Origin of the sequence: Bacteroides difficilis (genome assembly GCF_048319815.1) — a bacterium.
GTDB lineage: Bacteria > Bacteroidota > Bacteroidia > Bacteroidales > Bacteroidaceae > Bacteroides > Bacteroides zhangwenhongii.
Window position 1 is genome coordinate 4,532,934 of record NZ_CP182814.1, and the last position, 24,358, is coordinate 4,557,291.

At 43.0% G+C, this 24,358-nt stretch carries 20 protein-coding genes; 6 read left to right on the plus strand and 14 right to left on the minus strand.

All coding sequences use genetic code 11. From position 1 onward, the window contains the following. Positions 1–3: 3 nt before the first annotated feature. Positions 4–2,871 carry an AAA family ATPase gene (locus ACNOGP_RS17900; RefSeq protein WP_418213388.1) on the minus strand — a complete coding sequence of 956 codons (2,868 nt, stop codon included), beginning with the start codon at positions 2,869–2,871 and terminating at the stop codon, positions 4–6. After that, complete coding sequence (locus ACNOGP_RS17905) at positions 2,868–4,118, minus strand: exonuclease SbcCD subunit D (protein WP_418213389.1); 1,251 nt, start codon at positions 4,116–4,118, stop codon at positions 2,868–2,870. The genes ACNOGP_RS17900 and ACNOGP_RS17905 overlap by 4 nt, the downstream gene beginning before the upstream one ends. 120 nt (positions 4,119–4,238) lie before the next feature. On the opposite strand from ACNOGP_RS17905, the gene ACNOGP_RS17910 reads away from it, so the two are divergent. Further along, entirely contained in the window at positions 4,239–4,997 is a 759-nt protein-coding gene (locus ACNOGP_RS17910) for a lysophospholipid acyltransferase family protein (protein WP_007754498.1), read from the plus strand. Between the two features lie 14 nt (positions 4,998–5,011). Here ACNOGP_RS17910 and ACNOGP_RS17915 read toward each other — a convergent pair whose 3' ends face one another. Then, complete coding sequence (locus ACNOGP_RS17915; RefSeq protein ID WP_418213390.1) at positions 5,012–5,740, minus strand: DUF4369 domain-containing protein; 729 nt, start codon at positions 5,738–5,740, stop codon at positions 5,012–5,014. A gap of 163 nt (positions 5,741–5,903) precedes the next feature. Here ACNOGP_RS17915 and ACNOGP_RS17920 point away from each other — a divergent pair, with 163 nt between their 5' ends. The 3 genes from ACNOGP_RS17920 to ACNOGP_RS17930 are packed head-to-tail and all read left to right on the plus strand — an operon-like array spanning position 5,904 to position 11,521. Beyond that, positions 5,904–7,148 carry an anaerobic sulfatase-maturation protein gene (locus tag ACNOGP_RS17920; protein WP_418213391.1) on the plus strand — a complete coding sequence of 415 codons (1,245 nt, stop codon included), beginning with the start codon at positions 5,904–5,906 and terminating at the stop codon, positions 7,146–7,148. 53 nt (positions 7,149–7,201) lie between these two features. Beyond that, positions 7,202–9,361, plus strand: coding sequence for a S46 family peptidase (locus ACNOGP_RS17925; RefSeq protein ID WP_418213392.1), 2,160 nt, complete (start codon positions 7,202–7,204; stop codon positions 9,359–9,361). Then, on the plus strand, positions 9,362–11,521 hold the full coding sequence (locus tag ACNOGP_RS17930; RefSeq protein ID WP_418213393.1) for a S46 family peptidase: 2,160 nt from the start codon (positions 9,362–9,364) through the stop codon (positions 11,519–11,521). A gap of 94 nt (positions 11,522–11,615) precedes the next feature. On the opposite strand, the gene ACNOGP_RS17935 is transcribed toward ACNOGP_RS17930, so the two are convergent. Then, a complete protein-coding gene (locus ACNOGP_RS17935) occupies positions 11,616–12,731 on the minus strand; it encodes a glycosyltransferase family protein (protein ID WP_272720205.1) in 1,116 nt (371 codons plus the stop codon). A 191-nt stretch (positions 12,732–12,922) separates the two neighbouring features. Here ACNOGP_RS17935 and trxA point away from each other — a divergent pair, with 191 nt between their 5' ends. Further along, complete coding sequence (trxA, locus tag ACNOGP_RS17940; protein ID WP_007754485.1) at positions 12,923–13,222, plus strand: thioredoxin; 300 nt, start codon at positions 12,923–12,925, stop codon at positions 13,220–13,222. A 15-nt stretch (positions 13,223–13,237) separates the two neighbouring features. Continuing rightward, positions 13,238–13,702 carry a thioredoxin family protein gene (locus tag ACNOGP_RS17945; RefSeq protein ID WP_007759177.1) on the plus strand — a complete coding sequence of 155 codons (465 nt, stop codon included), beginning with the start codon at positions 13,238–13,240 and terminating at the stop codon, positions 13,700–13,702. Between the two features lie 58 nt (positions 13,703–13,760). On the opposite strand, the gene ACNOGP_RS17950 is transcribed toward ACNOGP_RS17945, so the two are convergent. The 10 genes from ACNOGP_RS17950 to ACNOGP_RS17995 all read right to left on the minus strand — a co-directional run bounded on the left by ACNOGP_RS17950 (position 13,761) and on the right by ACNOGP_RS17995 (position 24,342). Then, the gene (locus ACNOGP_RS17950) at positions 13,761–14,396 is read right to left on the minus strand and encodes a SagB/ThcOx family dehydrogenase (protein WP_418213394.1); all 636 of its coding nucleotides are present in this window, start codon (positions 14,394–14,396) and stop codon (positions 13,761–13,763) included. A 96-nt stretch (positions 14,397–14,492) separates the two neighbouring features. After that, on the minus strand, positions 14,493–15,050 hold the full coding sequence (locus ACNOGP_RS17955) for an NADH peroxidase (protein ID WP_007759170.1): 558 nt from the start codon (positions 15,048–15,050) through the stop codon (positions 14,493–14,495). A gap of 22 nt (positions 15,051–15,072) precedes the next feature. Continuing rightward, on the minus strand, positions 15,073–15,501 hold the full coding sequence (locus tag ACNOGP_RS17960; RefSeq protein WP_186967902.1) for a Fur family transcriptional regulator: 429 nt from the start codon (positions 15,499–15,501) through the stop codon (positions 15,073–15,075). A 131-nt stretch (positions 15,502–15,632) separates the two neighbouring features. Continuing rightward, positions 15,633–16,508 (minus strand): hypothetical protein, encoded by an 876-nt coding sequence (locus ACNOGP_RS17965; protein WP_418213395.1) that lies wholly within the window; start codon positions 16,506–16,508, stop codon positions 15,633–15,635. Positions 16,509–16,515: 7 nt separating this feature from the next. Then, positions 16,516–17,571 (minus strand): DUF3696 domain-containing protein, encoded by a 1,056-nt coding sequence (locus tag ACNOGP_RS17970; RefSeq protein WP_418213396.1) that lies wholly within the window; start codon positions 17,569–17,571, stop codon positions 16,516–16,518. Next, on the minus strand, positions 17,561–18,718 hold the full coding sequence (locus tag ACNOGP_RS17975; RefSeq protein ID WP_418213397.1) for a DUF262 domain-containing protein: 1,158 nt from the start codon (positions 18,716–18,718) through the stop codon (positions 17,561–17,563). Before ACNOGP_RS17975 ends, ACNOGP_RS17970 begins: the two co-directional genes overlap by 11 nt. A gap of 188 nt (positions 18,719–18,906) precedes the next feature. Further along, complete coding sequence (locus ACNOGP_RS17980; RefSeq protein WP_418213398.1) at positions 18,907–19,380, minus strand: lipocalin family protein; 474 nt, start codon at positions 19,378–19,380, stop codon at positions 18,907–18,909. A gap of 22 nt (positions 19,381–19,402) precedes the next feature. Next, complete coding sequence (locus tag ACNOGP_RS17985; RefSeq protein ID WP_418213399.1) at positions 19,403–20,218, minus strand: DUF1573 domain-containing protein; 816 nt, start codon at positions 20,216–20,218, stop codon at positions 19,403–19,405. 12 nt (positions 20,219–20,230) lie between these two features. Next, positions 20,231–22,315 (minus strand): subtilase family N-terminal domain-containing protein, encoded by a 2,085-nt coding sequence (locus ACNOGP_RS17990; protein WP_418213400.1) that lies wholly within the window; start codon positions 22,313–22,315, stop codon positions 20,231–20,233. 50 nt (positions 22,316–22,365) lie between these two features. After that, on the minus strand, positions 22,366–24,342 hold the full coding sequence (locus ACNOGP_RS17995) for a BACON domain-containing protein (RefSeq protein ID WP_418213401.1): 1,977 nt from the start codon (positions 24,340–24,342) through the stop codon (positions 22,366–22,368). Positions 24,343–24,358 lie beyond the last annotated feature (16 nt).

Below are 24,358 nucleotides of genomic sequence, written 5' to 3' on the forward strand. Positions count from 1 at the left end.
TGCTTATCCTACAACGCTAAGCACACTCTTTCCATTCACTTTCTTGTGTACCTGCACTTGAACGGAAATCCGTTCGCTCATTTCCTGCACATGAGAGATCACGCCTATTTTTCTTCCCTGCATTTGCAGTTGCTCCAATGCTTCCATCGCCGTACGCAGGCTTTCCGCATCCAAAGATCCGAACCCTTCGTCTATAAAAAGCGACTCCACCTTCAAATTATTGCTGGATAAAGATGACAATCCCAATGCCAATGCCAGCGAGATTAAGAATGATTCGCCTCCAGAAAGGGAATAAACCGTTCGTATCTCATCGCACATATCACAGTCGACAACCTGCAAGGCCAATGTACCGGGAACCTGTTGCAATTTATAGCGTTTGGAAAGATAAGACAAATGTTTGTTGGCATGAAGCAATAACAGATTCAAGGTATAACTTTGCGCTATGACTTTGAATTTTGCTCCATCCGCACTGCCAATCAGCTTATTCAACTTTGCCCAACGGTCGGCAACCGATTGTTTCTCTGAAAGTTCTTTTGCTATCTGCTCCACCGCCGCTTTATTTTTAGCCTGTTGCAACAAACGGGCTTCAATAATGGAAAGACTGCGTTCCGTATTCAGATTCTCCTCCTGTTGTTTCTTTATTGCTTCCGGAAGCTGTTCGGGGAATTCGATTTGCTTCTGCCGCACTTGCAACTCTTCAATAGACGACGCAATCTGTTTCAGCTCTCCTTGCAAGCCGGAAAGTCCGTTTTGAGCCGTCTCTACCTCCTTACGGGCTTTTTCCAACGCCAGATTCAATTCTCCTTCGCGCCTTGCTACGGCGGCTTCCGCCTCATCGGCACTCTTTCCTTTCAATAAGCCCGAACGTTCCCGACGAAGTGTATCCAATGCTTTCTCTATCACCTCAAAACGCTTTTGTTCGGCAATCGCGGCATTCTGTAATAGCACCGACTGTTCATTGGCAGCCGATACCTTTTGCATGGCTAAACGGCATTGGGAAACATTCTCACGCAAGGCTTCATAATGCGAACGCAGCTTCTTTATCTCTTCATCACCCCGCTGCCATTCCGCATACAGATTACGGTATTCTAAAATAAGCTTCGCCAGTTCTCCCAAGCGTTGTTGTATCTGTTCCTCATTTCCGGTGTCGGCGCTTTCTTTTTGGAAAGCCGACAACTGTTCACGTACCTGCCCCGCAATCATCTTCTGATGTGCCAAATCACGTTGCAAGGCAATGCTCCGGTTGTTCACCTGCTGATAAACCGCTGTTGCCGCATTATACTCCTGCTCCATATTCCGGAAAAGAGTATCCACCACTTCCTGTTCCCGATGATACGGATGCGAAGTACTACCACAAACGGGACAGGCTTCTCCTTCCTCCAACTGCCGCCTCAAAGCTTTCACATCCTTCCCTACCGCCATGCGGGCGTTTTCATAAAGACGTTGTACTGTTTTCAAGGCAACTTCCCGTTCCGAAAGCTCCTTCGAACAATCTGCCGTCTCTTTTTCCAAATGCTCTATTTCCGACATCGCCTTCTTCAACGCTTCCGTCAATTGCCGGATATTCTGCTGACGTGCCAATTCTTTCTGCAACTTGACCTGTTCTTCAGCTAACGACGGATATCCGAAAGCATTCAACCGCTCCAGGCGTTTCTCGTTCGTTTCTATTCCGGCAGACAAATTTCCCTCTTCCTGCCGTAAAGTTTCTTCCACCTGTTCAAGCAGCAGACTGTCTTCCGTCCCTGCAACATTCAATAGACGACGTAAGGTCTGATAAGACAAATGCAACTGTTCCTCAACCATCCGTTTTCTCTTGTCATGCTCCTGCACCTGCTTGCGGGCTGCCTGCAATAGTTGTTGGGACTGTATATAACCCTCTTGTTGGGACTGTATCTGCACATCCAGTTGACGGGCTCGCTTCAAGTCCGGCTGTATAGCTTCCCATTGGGCCTTGAAACGAACCAAGCCTTCCTCCTGCGAGGCCAATGTGTCCAAAGCGGTCTTTAGTCTGGCCTGTTCTCCTTGTTCCTCTTTCTGCTTCTTTGTCCGGAGTTCCTCTTGCGTCTTCAATGAACGGACAACATTCAACTGCGCATTCTGTTCCGCCAGCAATTTAATTCCTTCCGAACGCTTTTCAGCCAACAACTCTTTTTCTTTCTGCAAGGCAAGCTGTTCCTCTTCCGGAATCAATTCAATCACACTCATCTTATTATGAATCAAAGCTACCTCTTCCTGCGCTACCTTATTACGGGCAAACACTTCCTGCGAAATGAAAGAATACACTCCGGTCCCCGTCAGTTTTTCAAGCAACTCCGCCTTAGCCGCTCCTTTAGATTTCAAAAAAGTGGCAAAGTCATTCTGAGCTAACAATACGGTACGGGTAAACTGCTCATACGTCAACCCGATCAACTCAACCAACTGTGCTAGCAACTCCTTCTTCGTCCCTTGAAATTCTTTCCCCGTATCCAGCTCCTTCACCTCCATCATTTGCGGCTGCAAAGAGCCGCTCACTTTATTCCGCGTACGTCTCACCGACCAACAAGAGCGGTAACGGCGTCCGTCTACTCCTAGAAAATCAACTTCTGCATAACCGTCACTTGTACCACGACGCAACAGGTTACGCACATCGGACTGATTAATCCGGTTATCTCCTACATCCGCCAGATTCACACTTTCCACCGAAGCGGCGAAACGGGGCGCTTTATCATACAACGCCAGACATAACGCATCCAACAAGGTTGACTTTCCCGCTCCCGTAGGACCAGAAATAGCGAATATGCCGGCCGATCGCAATGGCTCAGCGGTGAAATCCACTTCCACCGTCCCTTCAATGGAAGTAAGATTCTTCAATCGTATAGCTAATATTTTCATCTTTCCTCCTCTTCTTTACGGGTGGCAGCCAGATAGGCTTCCTGAAACAAATCAACCAAATCCTCCGGCATTTCTGACTGATAAATCTTCTCAAATGCAGACTGTGCAATCTGCAACGGTGACATCTCCTGTAATCCTTTTTTCCAGTCCGTCTCCTCTTTCTCCACATTTTCCGCACCAGTACGGTAAGAAGAGACAATGCGTACCAAGCGATAATTTTTATCCGCCAAAACATCCTCTATCTCCTGCCGGAGCATGGGTTCGGGCTCTTCCAGCAAAACCTTCACTTCCAGATAGGGAGCGGTTCCTTCCGTCTCTGGCAATTCGCCCAACATCTCCAATATCTTTTCAGGCAATTCCGGCTCACCGCTCGGAACGCTTATCAAAGGTATTGATTTCGGACATTCTATCCGTCGGATATCCACCGTACACCCTTCGTCAAAAGTCACCATTACCACTCCGTGATGATAATGCTTTTCGGCAAAAGACATCGGAATCGGACTTCCCGCATAGCGTACATTCTCCCGGCCGGATACCCGTTGCGCTTTATGAATATGTCCTAGAGCCGTATAAGCGATCTGTTCGGGAAAAGCCTCCGGTGACACGCATTCCAGTCCGCCTATCACTGTGCGTTCACTATAATCCTTTTCTGCAATCTCCGAACCGGTAGCTTGCAGATGACCTATGGCAAGAATGACCTGATTCGGCTTACGACGTTTCCACAACCTTCGCAAAAGCTGCGTATAAAGTTCACGAACCCCTTCCGCATAAGGATTCCCCTCTGTCTGCACTACCGGATAATCCCCTTGACGCAAAAAAGGAACCGCCATACAAAGTAATTCAACTTCTCCCTGCCGGTTCTTCAGTTCCACGCATAGATGGTCGTAATCAACCGCTCCGCCTTCCAGCTTACGTACCACTCCCCTGACCTCTGTTCTCATAGCCTGCAACAAAGGTAAAGGAGCTTCCAAACGTGCCGCCGAATCATGATTTCCGGCAACAATCACAATTTGCAGATTGGGATTCTCCGCCGTAACCCGGTATATAAACCGATAATATATACTTTGGGAAGCAGCCGAAGGATTGGAAACATCAAACACGTCTCCGGCTATAATCAATGCATCAATCTCCTGCCGGAGGATTTCTCCCGCCAGCCAATCTAAAAACGCCTCATGCTCCTCCATACGGTCATAACCGAAGAACGTTTGCCCCAAGTGCCAATCGGCAGTATGTAATATACGTATCATATTTTTAACAGCTATCTCTAATAACGAGAGACAAAAATAACACAATCGAAAAGATTATATGGTATCCGCATCTCTTTTTTACAATAATCATGTATATTTGCAATGTAAAAATCCAACCCTATGAAGATACTTTATTATATTTATCAGATTTGCATCGCTTTACCTATATTATTAGTGTTGACTATCCTTACGGCACTCGTCACCATCGTAGGTTCTCTTTTGGGAGGAGCCCACATCTGGGGATATTATCCGGGAAAGATATGGTCACAATTAATCTGTCTGTTCCTGTTGATTCCCGTAAAGATTCAAGGGCGTGAAAAGTTGCATGATAAGACTTCCTATATTTTTGTACCCAACCATCAAGGTTCATTCGACATATTCCTGATCTACGGTTTTATCGGAAGAAACTTTAAATGGATGATGAAAAAAAGTCTGCGTAAACTGCCATTCGTTGGAAAAGCCTGCGAAAGCGCAGGGCACATTTTTGTAGACCGGTCCGGTCCGAAGAAAGTGTTGGAAACGATCCGGCAGGCGAAGGACTCTTTGAAAGACGGAGTATCTTTGGTCGTTTTCCCGGAAGGGGCTCGTACTTTCACCGGACACATGGGGTATTTCAAGAAAGGAGCTTTTCAATTGGCGGATGACTTGCAACTAGCAGTAGTGCCCGTCACCATTGACGGCTCATTTGAGATCCTCCCGCGTACAGGCAAATGGATACACCGTCACCGCATGATTCTCACGATTCATGAGCCTATTCCGCCAAAAGGAAAAGGTATGGAAAATATCAAAGCGACTATGGCGGAAGCATACGCCGCCGTTGAAAGTGCCTTACCGGAGAAACATAAGGGAATGATAAAGAACGAAGATCAAGACCGATAATAGAGAAGTTATATTCACTTCTTTACCGAAGCATTTTCTTCCAGACGCTTGTGCTCTTCTATCAGTTTCATATTCTCTTTCGCCTTCGAAAGGAACTCTCTTACCAGTTTATTGCTTTTAAAAGAATAAGGAGCGTCTTTTATGATGTCATCTATCTGCGGAGTCATAATAGGATAAGGCAACGAACTGCAAAGCATGATAAACACATTGGGTCCCAACACATTTTCGTAGTTGGTGGAAATGAAAGTTTTCACATATTGATTCATCTCTTTCATCAGCGAATCTCCTTCCATTGCCAATTGTGAATGAATCTCATCCAAATCACCTCCGTCCATCACCATACGGGTTTCTTTCTGTTCCAACTCTCCGATACTTTCCTCCAGTCGGTTCCTTTTCTCAATAAACTCGTATAGTGCCGTATTCAAAGGAGTACCCACCGCTTTGATATCCGAATTACTGATATTTACCTTGATTTTTCCATTTTCCAGCACAATCGGCATGATGCTTTCATCATCCATATAAAGTGTCACCATTTGTACGGAGTCGACTTTGCCTTTCATGGAGAACAGACCGTGCGCTACCTCGGCAGAATCCAGTTTCACCCATTCACCATCACGCAAGGACTTAAGATACAGCATTTTTCCATCCAGACTATTCACAGAAGATGTTCCTTCGATCTTGTACTTATTAGTGCAGGAAGCCAGAAACGGGAGCAAAAACAATAAAGGTAAAAGTCTATTCACGTTCGTCTATTCATTTGATTCTGCGTGCAAAGGTACAACTGATTCATTTTTCAGAGAAACATTTTATCAATATTTAAATCTTGTAAGTCTCTTTTCTTTAATAATCCTTATAAACATACGGAGAAGGCTTTTTTTTTCATTTAGTTTACCTAATTTTGCGGTTATGAAAACATCAACTTATGCCCCTTTTGCCAAACCGCTTTATGTGATGGTAAAGCCGGTGGGTGCCGTATGCAACCTGGCCTGCGACTATTGCTACTATTTGGAAAAGGCGAATCTATACAAAGAAAACCCGAGACACGTAATGAGCGATGAACTATTGGAAAAATTCATCGACGAGTATATTAACTCACAAACCATGCCGCAGGTGCTTTTCACCTGGCACGGGGGTGAAACGCTGATGCGCCCGCTTTCTTTCTATAAGAAGGCTATGGAGTTGCAAAAGAAATATGCTCGCGGACGTACCATCGACAACTGTATTCAGACGAACGGAACAATGCTCACCGACGAATGGTGCCAGTTCTTTCACGACAACAATTGGCTGGTAGGAGTTTCCATCGACGGCCCACAGGAGTTTCATGACGAATACCGCAAAAACAAAATGGGCAAACCTTCCTTCGTGAAAGTGATGCAGGGTATCAATCTGCTGAAAAAACACCATGTAGAATGGAATGCAATGGCCGTTGTCAATGACTTTAACGCTGACTATCCGCTGGACTTCTATCACTTTTTCAAAGAGATAGATTGTCATTATATACAGTTCGCCCCTATCGTCGAACGTATTCTTCCGCATCAAGACGGACGGCATCTCGCCTCTCTTGCCGAAGACAAGGAAGGAAAATTGGCCGACTTCTCCGTCACTCCGGAGCAATGGGGCAATTTCCTGTGTACTCTTTTTGACGAATGGGTGAAAGAAGACGTAGGCAACTACTACATACAGATATTCGACTCTACGCTGGCAAACTGGATGGGTGAACAGCCGGGAATATGTACGATGGCAAAAACTTGCGGACACGCCGGTGTTATGGAATTCAACGGTGATGTATATTCATGCGACCACTTCGTTTTCCCCGAATATAAACTGGGAAACATCTATAATCAGACATTGGTGGAAATGATGCACAGTGAACGCCAACATCACTTCGGCAACATGAAATACCAATCTCTCCCCACACAGTGCAAGGAATGCGAATTCCTGTTTGCCTGCAACGGAGAATGTCCGAAGAATCGCTTCAGTCGTACATCGGAAGGCGAACCCGGCTTGAATTATCTGTGCAAAGGATATTACCAATTCTTTAAGCACGTAGCGCCTTATATGGATTTCATGAAGAATGAATTAATGAACCAACGTCCACCTGCCAATATCATGGAAGCTTTGAGAAGTGGAGAGTGGAAAGTGGAGAGTTGAGAGTGGAAAAGACAAAATAGAATCATAAATATTTTAATTATCAGCATTAAAGAATGAATAGACTAAAACTTTATTTATTGGCGCTGACTGCGCTAATCGTATGTTCCGCTAAAGCGGATGAAGGTATGTGGTTATTGCAGCTAATGCAACAGCAGCATTCCATAGACATGATGAAAAAACAAGGCTTGAAACTGGAAGCGCAAGATTTATATAACCCCCATGGAGTTTCCCTAAAAGACGCTGTCGGTATCTTCGGAGGAGGCTGTACCGGAGAGATTATCTCACCGGAAGGATTGATTCTGACCAATCACCATTGCGGATATGCTTCCATCCAACAACATAGCAGCATCGAACACGATTACCTGACGGATGGTTTCTGGGCTACTTCCAGAGAGATGGAACTTCCTACTCCGGGATTGAAATTTACATTTATCGAACGTATCGAAGATATCACTGATATTGTCAATGCTAAGATTGCTGCTAAAGAAATCACTGAGACTGAATCATTCAGCGGTGCGTTTCTCCAGAAACTGGCAGAAGAGCTGTATGCAAAAAGCGATCTGAAAGACAAGAAAGGAATCGTGCCGCAGGCACTCCCATTCTATGCCGGAAATAAATTCTATATGTTCTATAAGAAAGTATACCCGGATGTACGTATGGTAGCAGCTCCTCCTTCTTCTATCGGTAAGTTTGGCGGAGAAACAGATAACTGGATGTGGCCCCGTCATACCGGTGACTTCTCTATGTTCCGTATTTATGCGGATGCCAACGGAGAACCGGCAGAATACAGTGCAAGCAATACTCCCTTGAAAACAAAAAAACATTTGCCTATTTCTATCAAGGGCTTGAAAGAAGGAGACTATGCCATGATTATGGGATTTCCCGGAAGTACAAGCCGTTATCTGACCGTATCGGAAGTAAAAGAACGCATGGAATCGGAAAATGAGCCGCGCATCCGCATCCGTGGAGCCCGTCTGGCTGTTTTGAAAGAAGTAATGAACGCCAGTGACAAGATCCGTATCCAATATGCCAACAAATATGCAGGTTCCAGCAACTATTGGAAAAATTCCATCGGAATGAACAAGGCAATTATCGATAATGATGTACTGGGCACAAAAGCGGCACAGGAAGCCAAATTCGCTGAATTTGCCAGAAAGCAGAACAATACCGATTATGCGGAGGTAGTGAAGAAGATAGATGACTTGGTAGCCAAGACAGCTCCTCTCAACTATCAGTTCACTTGTTTAAGAGAAACGTTCTTTGGAGCTATCGAGTTCGGAAGTACCCTGCTGTCCAAAACTCGGGAAGCATTGGTAGAAAAGAACGATTCTTTGATTAAAGTACGTATCGAAGCTCTGAAAGAGACATATGATGAGATTCATAACAAAGACTATGACCACGAAGTAGACCGTAAGGTGGCCAAAGCATTGTTCCCTCTTTATGCGGAAATGATTCCGGCAGAGCAACGTCCGTCTATCTACAAACTTATCGAACAGAAATATAAAGGCGACTATAATAAATTTATCGATGATATGTATGACAATTCCATTTTTGCCAATCGTGCAAACTTCGAGAAGTTTATCAAGAAACCGACCGTAAAAGCTATTGATAATGACCTGGCTTTGCAATATTGCCAGTCCAAATATGATTTACTCGAACAACTCATAGGACAGTTGAAGGATATGGACAAGGAATTGGCTTTATTACACAAAACCTACATCCGCGGTTTGGGTGAAATGAAATTACCTGTTCCTTCTTATCCGGATGCGAACTTTACAATCCGCCTGACTTACGGTAACGTGAAACCTTACGACCCGAAAGACGGTGTACACTATAACTACTACACTACTACCAAGGGTATTCTGGAAAAGGAAAATCCGGAAGATCGTGAGTTTGTCGTACCTGCCAAGTTGAAAGAGCTGATAGAGAAAAAGGACTACGGCCGTTATGCTTTGCCGAACGGTGACATGCCGGTTTGCTTCCTTTCAACCAATGACATCACCGGAGGTAATTCAGGCAGTCCGGTTCTGAATGAGAACGGAGAACTGATCGGTTGTGCATTCGATGGAAACTGGGAATCGCTGAGTGGTGATATCAACTTTGACAACAACCTGCAACGTTGCATCAATCTGGATATCCGCTATGTCCTGTTCATCTTGGAGAAATTAGGAAACTGCGGACATCTGATAAACGAAATGACAATTGTAGAATAAATGAAAAAACAAATCCTATTTGCAGTCTTTTCATTGGCAACGCTCAGTATCTACGCCGACGAAGGTATGTGGATGCTGACCGACTTGAAAACACAGAATGAAGTTGCCATGCGCGAGCTTGGACTTGAGATTCCTATTGAAGAGGTTTACAATTCCAACGGTCTTTCTTTGAAAGATGCAGTCGTACACTTCGGAGGAGGATGCACGGGAGAGGTTATCTCTTCCGAAGGATTGGTACTGACTAACCACCACTGTGGTTACGGAGCCATCCAGCAACACAGCAACGTGGAGCACGACTATCTGACAGAAGGCTTTTGGGCGATGAACCGCGATGCGGAGCTCCCTACTCCGGGACTGACCGTTACTTATATCGATCGGATTCTTGATGTGACGGATTACGTCAACGAGCAGTTGAAAAAAGATCCGGATCCTGACGGAATCAATTACCTGTCCCCCGGCTATCTTAGTAAAGTAGCGGAACGGTTTGCCAAAGCCGAGAACATAGAAGTTACTCCCGCTACCAAACTGGAGCTCAAAGCCTTTTACGGCGGGAACAAATATTATATGTTCATAAAAACCGTGTATAGTGATATCCGTATGGTCGGTGCCCCTCCTTCTTCCATTGGAAAGTTCGGAGCGGATACCGACAACTGGATGTGGCCGCGCCATACGGGTGACTTTTCGCTGTTCCGCATTTATGCGGACAAGAACGGAAAACCGGCAGCCTATTCGAAAGACAATGTACCGTTAAAAGTGAAGAAGCATCTCACCATCAGCCTGGCCGGTGTACAAGAAGGTGATTTTACCTTTGTCATGGGATTTCCGGGACGTAACTGGCGATACATGATTTCCGATGAAGTGGAGGAACGGATGCAAACAACCAATTTCATGCGCCAACATGTACGTGGAGCACGTCAAAAGGTACTTATGGAGCAAATGCTTAAAGATCCTGCCGTACGTATTCATTATGCCAGCAAATATGCGTCATCTGCCAACTATTGGAAAAACGCGATTGGTATGAACGAAGGTTTGGTACGGCTCAAGGTTTTAGATACCAAGCGTGCACAACAAGAAGAACTTCTGGCACGCGGTCGTGAAAAAGGAGATGACTCTTACCAAAAAGCATTCGACGAAATCCGTTCCATTGTAGCTCATCGTCGTGATGCGCTCTACCATCAACAAGCCTTGAATGAAGCATTAGTGACAGCTCTTGACTTCATGCGTATTCCTTCCACTATGGAATTGGTAGCTGCCTTGAAATCGAAAGACAAGGGGCAGATAAAAGAAGCGACTCAAAAACTGAAAAAGGAAGGTGAAAAATACTTCGCATCTGTTCCTTTCCCCGAAGTAGAACGGATGGTGGGAAAAGAAATGTTGAAAACCTATGCTAATTATATTCCGGCAGAACAACGGATCAATATCTTTGAAATCATCAATTCACGCTTCAAAGGAAGTATAGATGCATTTATCGACGAATGTTTCGAACATTCCATCTTCGGTAATCCCAAAAACTTTGAGAAGTTCATCAAAAAGCCAAGCCTATATAAGATAGGATATGATTGGATGATATTATTCAAATACTCTATTACCGACGGTATACTGAAAACCGCTATCGCCATGAAGGAAGCGAATCAGAATTACGATGCAGCCCACAAAGTATGGGTAAAAGGTATGATGGATATGAGAAAGGATAAGGGAATTCCTATTTATCCGGACGCAAATTCAACTTTACGGCTAACCTATGGTCAGATACTTTCTTACGAACCGTTCGACGGAGCTGTTTATGACGCTCACACAACCCTCAAAGGAGTGATGGAAAAAGAAGATCAAGGCAATTGGGAATTTGTAGTTCCTCAGAAATTGAAGGAGTTATACGCAGCCAAGGATTATGGGCGTTACGGTAAGAATGGTGAAATGCCCGTTTGCTTTATTGTAAACACCGACAATACGGGAGGAAACTCCGGCAGCCCGGTCTTCAACGGCAAAGGTCAGCTGGTAGGAACTGCTTTCGACCGTAACTTTGAAGGATTGACGGGCGACATTGCTTTCCGCCCGTCATCACAGCGCGCAGCCTGTGTCGACATTCGTTATACACTCTTTATTATAGATAAATATGCGGGAGCTTCCCACATCATTGATGAATTGACTATTGAGGAATAAAGAGCCTAAACAGTTATAAAGAATAAATGGATAATGAATGATGATTGAATCATCTGACTTCATTATCCATTTTTCTTTGCTCATTCCCCGTCAATCAGACAAAGCTTTCTACCATATACATTTCATCAATCACCACATTCATTGTTTCTTCCAATTCAAAAATTATCCGCCGTTCACAGCTACGCACCCAAGAGGTAAAGTTCCGGTTCGGAGTATATCTTCCGGCGAAACGAAGCAACGATTCCAAATCAAAAGAATCTCTGATAATTCCCGCACCTGCCTGCATCGCGTCATAGGCATTACAATCTTGTTCGATATGTGCCGGCACCATCAAGACCGGTTTTCCAAGATACATCGCTTCACAGATAGATTCAAACCCTGCCGTACTTGCATAAGCCCGGCAACCAGCCATTCCGTTGAGAAACTTGATATCATCAATCTGATAAAAACGGAGCGTCTCATCAACCTTTGTCACTTCCTCCGTATCCGCTTTATCCCAAAAGAATTTCAGCGGTATCTCCGGATGACAAATGTGAAACTTCTCCACACTATCGGAAAAACCAGAATTCACCATATATCCATGAATATAATTCCCCTCTTCCGGTTGGATGGACGTCACTTCCTGACGAATCAGAGGTGGTACTACAACTATCCGATGCACATCATCCTGTTCCATAGTTCTAAAAGATAAAGCTAGCTTCTTCGAAGCCCTAATAGCCGTCATCCGCGTAAAGAAACGTAACATCCATAGTTGAACAAAGTTCTTCTCCGGAAATTCAAAATCACGATGCAGAAATAAGTACTGATGTCCGATGCATACATACGGGACGGAAGGACGGAAAAAAGCGTATGTAAGTCCCGTCAAAAGTTCGTAGAAGTTAATGACAATCTCTGCACCCGTCTCCTTGATCCGCTGATTTATATAGCACATGCTACGAAAGTATTCCGGTATCTTCCGCAAATTATAAAAAACACTTTTCTTCAAACTCGGGCGTTTACTATCTGCTGCAGGCTGAAAGTTCGGACTGATAAAACGCTTCACCGGTGCATGAATACTCCGGTTGAAAAATCCCGGTAAGGTACGTGACGAACTCTTGCCCACCAGCACTTCCACCACTTCGTGCCCGTTACGCAGTAACATTTCTTCGAGGGTGATGGCTTGTGTCAAGTGTCCCCTACCCTCACCTTGAACAATAAATAAGAATTTCATAGGCTATCATTATTTAGTTCAACCTTTATTCCGTTTCGATACGCAAAATTCCCTGTTTCACATTACAATAAGATGTCTCTACAATTACTATTTTGTGAACAAAAACGGCATTTTCCCGTTATATATATAAAACAAAGTTTATATTTGCAGTCTTCAATGACTGACAGTTAATTTTAAGAAAGGAAAGATTTATGGAAAAGTTTGAAGATTTAATAAAGTTGCCGATGCCGGTTTTAGTAGATTTTTTTGCGGAATGGTGTGGACCCTGTAAAGCTATGAAACCTGTTTTGGAAGAAGTGAAACAGAACGTAGGTGATAAAGCGCGTATTGTAAAGATAGACGTTGACCAGCATGAAGAGCTGGCTACAAAATACCGTATACAAGCAGTACCGACCTTTATACTGTTCAAAGATGGAGAAGCTGTCTGGAGACATTCAGGTGTAATCCACAGCAGCGAACTGCAAGGGGTAATTGAGAAACATTATACATAAAAGATAAAATAACGAATGAAGAAAGTATTAGCAATGGTAGCTTTCGTCATGGTAAGCGTGATTATATACGCTTTCAATGACAAAGCTGAAACCAATCAAGGTAAAAAAGAAGTAACAGGTAACGGTGAAGTCGTCGTAATGAACAAGGAAATGTTTCTGAAAGACGTCTTCGATTATGAGAAATCAAAGGAGTGGAAATACAAAGGCGACAAGCCTGCCATCATTGACCTCTATGCCGACTGGTGTGGACCATGTCGGCAGACAGCTCCTATCATGAAAGAGTTGGCAAAGGAATATGCAGGGAAGATAATTATCTATAAAGTGAATGTAGACAAGCAGAAAGAACTGGCAGCCCTGTTCAATGCAACAAGTATCCCTTTGTTCGTATTCATCCCCATGAAAGGAGATCCACAGCTTTTCCGTGGAGCTGCCGATAAAGCAACCTACAAAAAAGCAATTGATGAATTTCTATTAAAGTAAAATCAAAAGTGACGGTATCCCATAAAGATATCGTCACTTTTTTATATCCCCGCATTTCTTATTTAAAATATCCTACCGGATGATTCATCATGGGAATCTGACTGTCTTTTAGCTTTAGCACTTTCTTCAACTGATCGCCATCCATCGATGCACGCGGCACTGTCGCCAATTTAGCGGAAGAACAAAAGACAGAAATGTTCTGTGAAACGATTCCTGCATCCATAGCTCCCATCAACTGGTTACGGGCATTCTTTGCATCTCCGAAACGAGAAACATCGCTGATCAGAACCAAAGAGACAGGCGCCGATTTCACAAAAGCCTGCCCACCTGCAACTGCGCTGCGATAATCTCCTTCAGCAACTAGAGTCAACTGATGATTTTGGGCATCATACAAATAACTTCCTTCCGATAAAACAACATACACATCCACATCCTGTTTATTCAAAGCAGAAGGAGCTGTACGTTTACCCGAGTCTTTGCGGTTAACTCCATTAGCAGCCCATAATAAATCCGAAAGATCCGACAAGCTCAAAGCCTTTGCGGCAAATTCCCGAGTAGAATGCCGTTCGGACAAGGCTTTCATTACCGAACCTGTACGGTTCAAGTTGGGTTTCGGCAACTTAATTACTTTTTCAGCAGCCAAAGCGACTACAGAAAACATCAAACAAACTAACAACAGTTGTACTTTTCTCATAATTGCGGCATTTAAAAGTTGACGAGCAAATATAAACAAAAAAGGTCTGCATTCGTATGAGAACACAGACCTTTTAAGAGTTATTATGAGGCTTGATTATTTATCACCGAAATAACGGTTGTACAAACCTTCAAAACCTTTACCGTGACGAGCCTCGTCTTTACACATTTCGTGTACAGTGTCGTGAATAGCATCCAAGTTCAAAGCTTTAGCACGGGTTGCAATACGTTTTTTATCTTCGCATGCACCTTGTTCAGCGTCTTTACGTTTCTGCAAGTTAGTTTTGGTATCCCATACACAGTCACCCAGCAACTCTGCAAATTTAGCAGCGTGTTCGGCTTCTTCCCAAGCGTAACGCTTGAAAGCCTCAGCTACTTCAGGATAACCTTCACGGTCAGCCTGACGACTCATAGCAAGATACATACCAACTTCAGTACATTCACCCATGAAGTGGTTGTTCAGGTCCTTGATCATTTCTTCGTCACAACCTTTTGCCACACCGATAACGTGCTCGTCAGCAAAAGACAATGCACCACCTTCTACCTCAACAACTTCTACGAATTTGCTGGCAGGAGCTTTACACAAAGGACATTTCTCAGGAGCTGCGTCACCTTCATAAACGTAACCGCAAACAGTACATCTAAATTTTTTCATTTTCTTCTCAATTTTAAATTAATTAGTCAATACGTGTTTCTATATCTTTACTTAAGCAATTCTTGCAAATACCTTTATAATAATAATGAACCTCAGTAACTTGATGGCCTTCCATTTCCTGCTGCTCCACTTTCTTTATTGTCTCCGGACATTTCAAATCATAAATATGTCCGCATCGTCTGCATAAAAAATGAGAATGCATTGAGGTGTCCGCATCAAAATTTGTATTCTTGTCATCAATAGTAAGCATCAAAGCCGCTCCCTGTTCTGAGAATAATTTCAATGTATTATAAACCGTTGTCTTTGAAAGCGTAGGCATTGAAGGAGATAATGCCATATATATATCATCAGCCGAAGGATGAATCGGATGCTCCATCAGAAACTCCATGATAGCTATACGCTGCATTGAAGGCTTTATATTATGTTCTATTAATCGGTCATACGGTTTCATAATTCTTCTCCTCTTTTCCAAACTTGTATTCATTACAATTATAAATCCAATGCAAAGATAAATAGTTCTTCGAAATTATCAAATTATTTATGAGAAAAATTAATCCGATTTAAGTGATTATCCAACTGTAGCTATCCTAAATCGCTGAGTTCATGATTCAAATCAAAACGTAGAACATGAAATACTCCATCAATAGTATTGCCAAAACAACGGATTTTTCGATCGATACGAAATTTATATACCTTCAATTGCCATATTTCATTAGAGAAATAGGGACTTGTTCTCCTGTTTTTACTAAATTCTTTATAATCGAAGCCCTCATCCTTTACAATCTCCGGCCATGACAGTTTCTCAAATTTCTCAAAACCGGAAATAAACATTTCTACATTTTCTTTTGATAAAAGATTAAATCCGTTTCTGGAATCTAGGCCATCAAAACTCAGTTTACCTCGAAATTTATCCTTAAAATACAATTCCATTGAAATCTGTCCCGATACAAAAAGAGCTTCTCTAAGCTGATTCCCATTCCAGACATTAAAAACAGAATCCAATATTCCATCTTCCTGAATTTTAATGAATAATTTATCAAATAGAAAATCAGATTTGGTAAAAGATATAAGACAGGCTTGTCGTGCTTGCGCTTCCGCCACAGATGTCATTGTAACCTCAAGATCGTCCGCATCTTCTCTAACAATAAAATATGATTTATCTGCATCGTGGCGGATTTCTTCATCCCAATATGGCCCATTCTGTAATTTAGCCAACTGACTCTTCATTTGGCGCATATAGTCATTAACTTTAGCAACCGGACTGAATATAATATCATGAAAGGTTTCACTAGATGTAACCCGACGGTTATAAAAATCACTTTTTTTATAAAGTAACCCTATTCCCAAAGAATAAACATCACGCAAAACATCAGACAACGGTTTTACCCCATATGTAGAAAAATCATCTATATCATCGTACTGAGCATTCAAGGACAGTTCATTTAATATGCAGTCCATATCTATATTAACTTAGAATATCATCAAGATCTTTATCAAACTGTTCAAACATACCGGGAATATAATTACGTATTCCCCCCTCTTGAGTAAGGGTAACCGACTCACCTTTAGTCAAGCCATCCTCCTCACGAGTAAAATGGAATACATTTACATCAGCCAGCGTAATATTTCCTTTGTGCAACAAACGACGAATACCATTAAACAAATGGTCGCTATGAGACTCTATTATCACTTGTCGACCAGACTTTGCGACCATAGCAAAAAAGTCAATCAAATCAGCTTGTGCAGACGGATGGAGATGAATCTCAGGATTCTCAATAATAACCATGCCATTTTCCGGAAGGGCCAAGCAAACAATTATTACTTCAGTAATAAAACTAATGCCTGTACCGACATGATAGGGAAAAAGCTGCTTACTGCCAATCGTTTCGAATTTTACTCTATATTGTGTTCCATCCAGTTCGACAATCAAACGATATCCAGTGAGCTTTTTTAGCCAAAGATTCACTTGTCCTTCCAAAGTCTTGATTTCCTTACCTGCCCATAAAGATTCAGGCAAAAGCTGAGTCCTATTATTCTGATAGAAATCTATTACAAATTCACCGTTAAGCCCCAACGGGTTCTGTTCCGCATTCGGATTAATTGTCGAATTATCCAATCTTCCGGTTCTCATAGCCGGCAAATAGAATAAATTATTATGCAATAAAGAATATAAATTACCTTTAGGTTTTCCGTCTTGCACAACATTAATACCTTTAAAGGCATCGTCTGCCGGCGTGAATAATAGGTTGATCTCATTCTCATCATCATACAAACCAATCCTATAACTTTTTGCATTCGTAATGAAATTACGGGTTTCATTGAATGTGACAACCGGAGTATGACGGGTCACAATACTATGTTCAGTTGTCTCCTTTCGAAAATTATCGGCCGCATTCAACAGTGCCTGTATAGCCGATGACTTTCCGGCAGAATTAGCACCAGAAAACAGATTCAGTTTTCTTAACTCAAAATCATTTTCTCGAAACGATTTATAATTCTCAATTCTATATCTATTTAACATTAGGATTCGTTTTTTTTAAATATGATTTAATTATTTCATAACGCAAATAAGTCTGTTTGCGACTATCAACAGAATAAGTAAGGGAGTTTACATATTCTTTATTACTCAATATAGAGAAATAAACCTCACGAACATGATTTTCATTCACTTCATCCATTTTTGCAATCAAATAGCTAAAGCTCTCAAAAAAAGCCATATTAATAGGCCGTTTTTGCTTACCTCCATCAGACGGTAACCTAAACCCTCCAAGGGGAACAACGTATTTTGCCGCATAATACATACAATCATTGAATACGATTTTCAATCTTGCGATTAATTTATCCTGAGAAGTCAGATTATTAAGATACGCCATCGTTTTACCTAGAAAATCTTCCAAATTACTCTTATATTCTAACCTCAAACCAGTCTCGATATCCACTGAAAGATGTTCATTCCACATATAAAAAGCTAGAAAACGGAGAATAAGATATCTGTCTTTCATGTGTTTTGGAGGAATTGTATTCTCTGTTGCATCTAAAAAATTCATATTTTCGGCTAGTTCATCAATCAATCGCGTAGACGTCCCTTGATAAAGTGCATTGCGCATCTCCTGATTATTGAGATTTGTACCTCCTCGATTCACACGGTCAAAAAGATCGAATGTGACACGGTCACTTGTGGGAGCTTTAATGACATTAATCGTCAGTGTATAGTCTTCAATCTTATTTTGTTCTATGGGAGAAAGATCTGAGAAATAGCTCTTTACATGATCTTTTAAGATAGACAACCCCTCAAGTTTGAACTTACCATCAATAAAATCGAAAAGAGTACTCAAGCGTTGTTTGCCATCCACCACTACATATACGCCTTCAGGATTTTCTTTCACATAAAATGCCGGTAACGGTATTCCCATAATAATGGATTCTATCAGCTCACTCTTTTGTTTAGAGGACCAAACCAGATTACGCTGAAAAGGAGGAGTCAAGTCCAACATCGACGGAGTTTTTTCCCACCTACGTTTCAGTTGAAAGACGGAACCTGTTTCACGGGCGATATTAAGTACAGCATCCGGATACACATCCTCAACAGCTTCCTCTACAACCAATGAGGAAGGATTTAAAGTTTCATCTCCTTCAAAATCTATATTTTTTTCTTCAGGTGCTTCCATTTTTATTATCCTGTTAAGATATATACTAGTATGCAAAGTTAGCGTTTTTTTTCAAAAGCTATCTATTTTAGATAATAAATGCCAAAACAAATAAGACCGGGAGTTTGATACTTCCTATAAAGAAAATCTCAATCTCCCTCTTTTAAAAAAGGAAAATTGAGATTCTTTATTAAAATTGAGGTCAATAGTTAATAGTCCTTTTCCGCTTCCTTTACGATTTCTTCCGGCACTTTTTCACAACGAACATATTTATTCACGTCGTTTTCATTATCCTTTGCCGTCCAAATCATCGAACCACTTTCCAGCAAGTCTGTTACAATATAATCGCTGTTCCAATCACCATTGCCAAAATCATATTCCCCACTGATAACGTATCCTAAATAAGGATCTTTCTCAATGCTGAAATAACCGGTAATGCAACGTGCGTACATACTATCGAACTTTTGATACATCTTGAAAGTCAGTTCTTTCCGATTAAATGTTATGTAGCAATACGTGCTTTCAGCCAAAGGCTGTCCGTTCCACTCGGTAAGTTGCCAAGTTCCGTTCAAGTTTGCGGCAGTGACCGGCAATGACGGAATGTCCGCCTTTTCGTCGTCGTCACAAGAAGCGAAACAGAGGACAAAGGCAAATAAAGCCATAAGTTTGAAAATATTCTTCATGTTTTCTTTATTGTTTTTATCGTTACTTAATACGGTTTACCATAATATTCAATGTCCGGTCCGACGGTTGTCCCCCTACTCCTTCGATGATGACAGGGAAGGCAAACGAATCACCTTTCTCCGCAGGAATCAACGAAGCATCTATTGTAATCACAATATCGGCCTCCTCTCCCGGGACAATCACTTCCGGTTCGGTACGGAAAGTCGCAAACTCCGGAATGCCGGATACCGACAGGCGCAATGGAACATTTCCACTATTGCCGCACAATACCCGCTCCGAAGAGCGCCTTCCTGAACCTACTTCCCGAAATTCCACCCGGTTTTGTTTCAGTCTCAATTTATTCATCGCATACGGATAGCGCGCCCATTTATCCGCCGTAGGCAATACATTGCCTATTAATGTAAGGCGTGCTACAGGAGCTGTGTCCGAAGAAGACAGATAAACGAAAGCGTTCGTGTCTATCGTACCGGGATGATTCGCCGGATTGTAGATCAGAACAATCTCTTTCGACTCACCCGGAAGGATCTCTCCGGTGCAAACCTCCGCCGCCGTACAACCGCAAGTTGTATTTACACGGGCAAGTTGTACCGTTCTACCGCTTACGTTCGTACACATGAAACGAAATGCCTTTGGAGCGTCATCTTCAGTCAAGACCCCGATATCCATCACAGTTTTGTCGAAACGCAAAATCTGTTCCGCCTGTTTCATTAATGGAGGATTTAGCAACGAATCGACTTTCTCCTGTAATGTAGCACAGAGGTTCCGGGCTTCGACCACCCGGAACTGTCCGACGCTCACACAGAATAAAAATAACCGTATCCAAGTAAGGGGTTTCATTGAATATCAAAATTACATCCAACCGTTATCATTAGCTTTCTTACGAACAGTGACGGTAATCGTCTGCTCGCTTCCACCGTTCACTTTTACAGTAATGCGGGTCGCACCGGTCTTTATTCCGGATACAGTCATAAGCGTACCTCTTACAGCCACCGTAGCGATAGTAGTATCACTCGATGTACACGTATATGTCAACTGTTCTCCGTCCACAAAGTAGTAAGCCAGATTCAAAGTCGATTCCGCACCCTCTGCCACATATACATTCGGTACTACCATATCCGAACCACTGCCCTCGATGTTATCAAGCAAGCTTCCGGCATCAACCAATCCCGTGCCCATTTTACCGACGTATTTCGACAACGGCACTTGTGTAAGAGAAGCACCCGAAGACAGATGGTTACGATAGTACTTCTTCACTTCTCCACCTGTATACCAGCTATCCAACGGCTTCACAGAAGTCTTAAGCAATTCGATGAACTCGCTCGCTTTAAAGTGACGGCGCAACTTAACCGCATACGATAATCCCAATGCCGCTACTCCCGACACATGCGGACAAGCCATAGAAGTGCCATCCATAAACCCATAAACAGGAGAACCGTTCTGTATCCATGTAGAAAGAATAGAGCCTGAATGGATACCAGATTCCCAACTTTCCGGATCTTCCTGTCCCAACGGATTATAATATTCCGTATCACCACCCGGAGCGGAAACCGTTACCTCCACCCCATAATTACTATAAGAGGCAGGAGTAAAATCGGCGGCTACCGCACTCACGGATACACATTTAGAATAAGCGGCCGGATATGCCGGCATGCCCGCATATTCATTGCCTGAAGCGAAAATCGCCAGTCCACCGTCAATCACTCCATTGGGAGAACCCGCATTATTGATAAAGTAATCTAATGCCTCTTTCTCCAACGGGTTCATGCTCACCCATTCTTCTTCCGTTCCCGGTCCGGGACTATATCCCTCAATCATACTGGCCAAAGAAGAATTGTATCCCCAGCTACATTGCAGAATGACAGCACCATTATCAGCCGCATACTTGATTGCTCTGGCTTCCGCATCCAAGCCGACACCGTATTCACCGGAAAATACCTGGCAGGACATAATCCGCACTCCGGGCTTTCCCGGACCACCGCCAGCAATTCCGCAAACACCTTCACCGTTGCCGTTCATCGCTGCAATGGTACCGGCTACGTGTGTTCCATGTCCCGTATCAGCAACTTCCCACCAAGAAATAATCCCTGTATCACTTACAAAATTATAGCCATATCTATCATCCTTATAGCCGTTATGATCCGCATCGGTGTCCGCAAAAGGCTGTTCTTTTTCATTAATCCATATATTGCCTACCAAATCGGGATGAGTATTCATTACCCCTTCATCCAAGACTGCGACAATGATAGACGGATCGCCCGTACATTTTTCCCAAGCTTTCAGACAATTGACATCACATCCCACGGCAGAGCCGTTACCCAACCCGTTCTGATTATCAAATTCATTACTACCACTATTGGCGTAGTGCCATTGATAAGAAAAGCCCGGATCATTGAATCCGCCATCCGCAGTCGTAGCGCGAGTAGCCGCCTTTTGCCGCAAAGCACTCTCACTTATGTAGCTCCGATAACCACGAGTGTTGTAAGCACGTTTTATATGGCTGTTGCCTTGCACTTTGGATATTTCTCCTAATTTGCCGAGACGTTTTGCAGCCTCTTTCAAGTCCGTATTTTCATCAAACTTTACCCGATACCACAGATGCAGTCCGGCAGCGCGCGTACGTTCTTCATTCCTGGTATCCACCGGGAAGATACGTTCAAAATGATAGGCACCTAAAATAGTCAGCACCTCATCGGTAGATGGAATCCCCGAGCGGGTCATAGCTCCGCCGCTTCTGGTTGCCACCGTGACAGCCCGATCCAGAATATCGGTCATTGCTGGATCGAATTTAATCAGCAACTCACCCGAAGTGACATCAGCCGGAAGCTGAACTTCCGTCCCCCCCGAAGGGGTAGACGGTTGTTCTACAAGTTCTTGTTCCGAGCATCCTGCCAATAGCAAGGCAAACAGTGCTGTATATAAGAATTTTTTCTTCATTGTTCCTTTTTAAAATTGTTCTTGTTAATGATATTCATTTCACAGTCAGCCTAATCTGTAGTATCCGATAATACAAATTTCCTATAATACAACGGATAGGCCACTCCACTAACGACTTTATCAGCTCCCGGATCCTTAGCTCCATAATAATAAGAATAATCGTAGTTTACGACCTCCACATTATTAAATCCAACCGCACTTCCCGCCGTATTCTTACCGCCTTCCTGCTGATTAAAGAGCAGAGCTGTCGGATTCCAGTATGCGAAATAAGGATGGAACAACAGCCAGTTCGGCACCGCACCGGTAAAGAAATTCAAATTGAAACGCAGTGTACGTGCAAACGGCAACACACGTGGAATGTCCTTCCCGCATACCGGAGCTTGCTTCTTAAAGGTAACCGGATTATTATCCGTCAACAACCATTGGCAAGTATCTTTGGATATATGGTCAAGATAGGCGGACGGTTCGGCAGACAAATCAGTAAAGAAATCCTTCTCTTGATAAGTTTCCGGTTTACCGGCAGCAGTCAACGCCGCTTTCACCTCATCATCCGTAGGCAATTCCCCTTCCAGGAAATTATAAGAGAGTTCCAATGAAATCAGCTTGTCCCAAACCAACAACTTCAAGAGAGCGTTTCTTTCTGGTTTTCCACGAGAAATGTCACAGTGCAAACCTACGTCCTTACCGTTATATTTATTGCTTCCATCAATTTGACTTAAATCCAACAACGTTTCCGTAGCACGGCATCCGGTCAATGACAAATATTTCAATTTCGGGAAATTTTCTTTATTCACCTTATCAGTAACTACCGACAATGATGAGAAATTGTTACTTGTCAAATCCAAGCTCTCCAATTTGTCACCTAACTCAGCAAAGTTATCCGGGAAAGCATTCATACCGAAAGAGAATAATGACAAGTTCTTCAAATATTCCAATCTACAAATATCCTCTCCCAAATATACCGTACGTATCTGTCGGTTGGCGTTGCTCTGAACAGTAAATGACTCCAGATATTTGAGATGACGAATCTCTTTCGGCAATGTTTCGCCGTCTTTCAAATCAATCATGGCAAAGCTTACAGCACGTACACGGCCTACAGCCTCTTCAGGAACTTCCCCGTCTTTTATCTCCTTATCGGTAGTCTCCCAAAGTGTTACGAAATCCCAGTTCATCATACTTTCACTGGTATCAAAGCTCATCATAGACTGGAGTTTGCTATTGATGGTGATAATAGCCAACGAGTCGCCCTTACGGTCATCTGTAATCTCCATAGCGGCTTTTTGTGTCACAGTGAGCACAACAGCATCTATTTTATTATTGTTGTTGTCCACCAATTCATCGTTGGGATCGGCCGAAACCAAACGGATTTTTGCCACACGAGTATAAGGCACCACATTCATGGCCCATTTGAAATTCACCTTGATAGTACGCGGACGGGCACCTCTGTCAAGGTCCATTTTCAAATCCGCCTCTTTGGGCTCTGTTATCCAGCCTTCACGTTCCGTCTCTACTTCCGCTTTTTTCTCCTCGCTCATTGATGCTTCTTCGGCAAAAGAATAATCAATTCTATCGATTTTGAATTGAACGTTCGCAGAAATAGTAGCTTTAAACTGACGTTTATCAAGAGAAGCCGAACTCAGCACTTCCACTTCCGGTTCCTTTATTAAAATCTGTTTGCCGAAACCGAATTGTGTAACCGTTATTAATTTCGGCTCTCTGCCGTCCATAGAGAAACGTATCTGTGCTGTACGCGATACATTTGCCAGTGTAGAGTCTATATCAAGACTACACACTGCCGACCCCAGACCGTTTGCCGGTGAAATGGCAATCCAAGGTTGTGACGTCCGAACCACCCATTGACCATTGGATGAAACGGCAACCTGCTCAGTGCCGCCTTCGGCACCGACAGTAATTTCTTCCTTATCTATCGTCAAGCCGTCGACTCCCGTTTCATCATCATCCTTGCACGAGGTTACGAACCCCGCACAAAGAATCAGTCCTAATGTTATTTTACTAAAATATTTCATTAATACAATCTTTTAT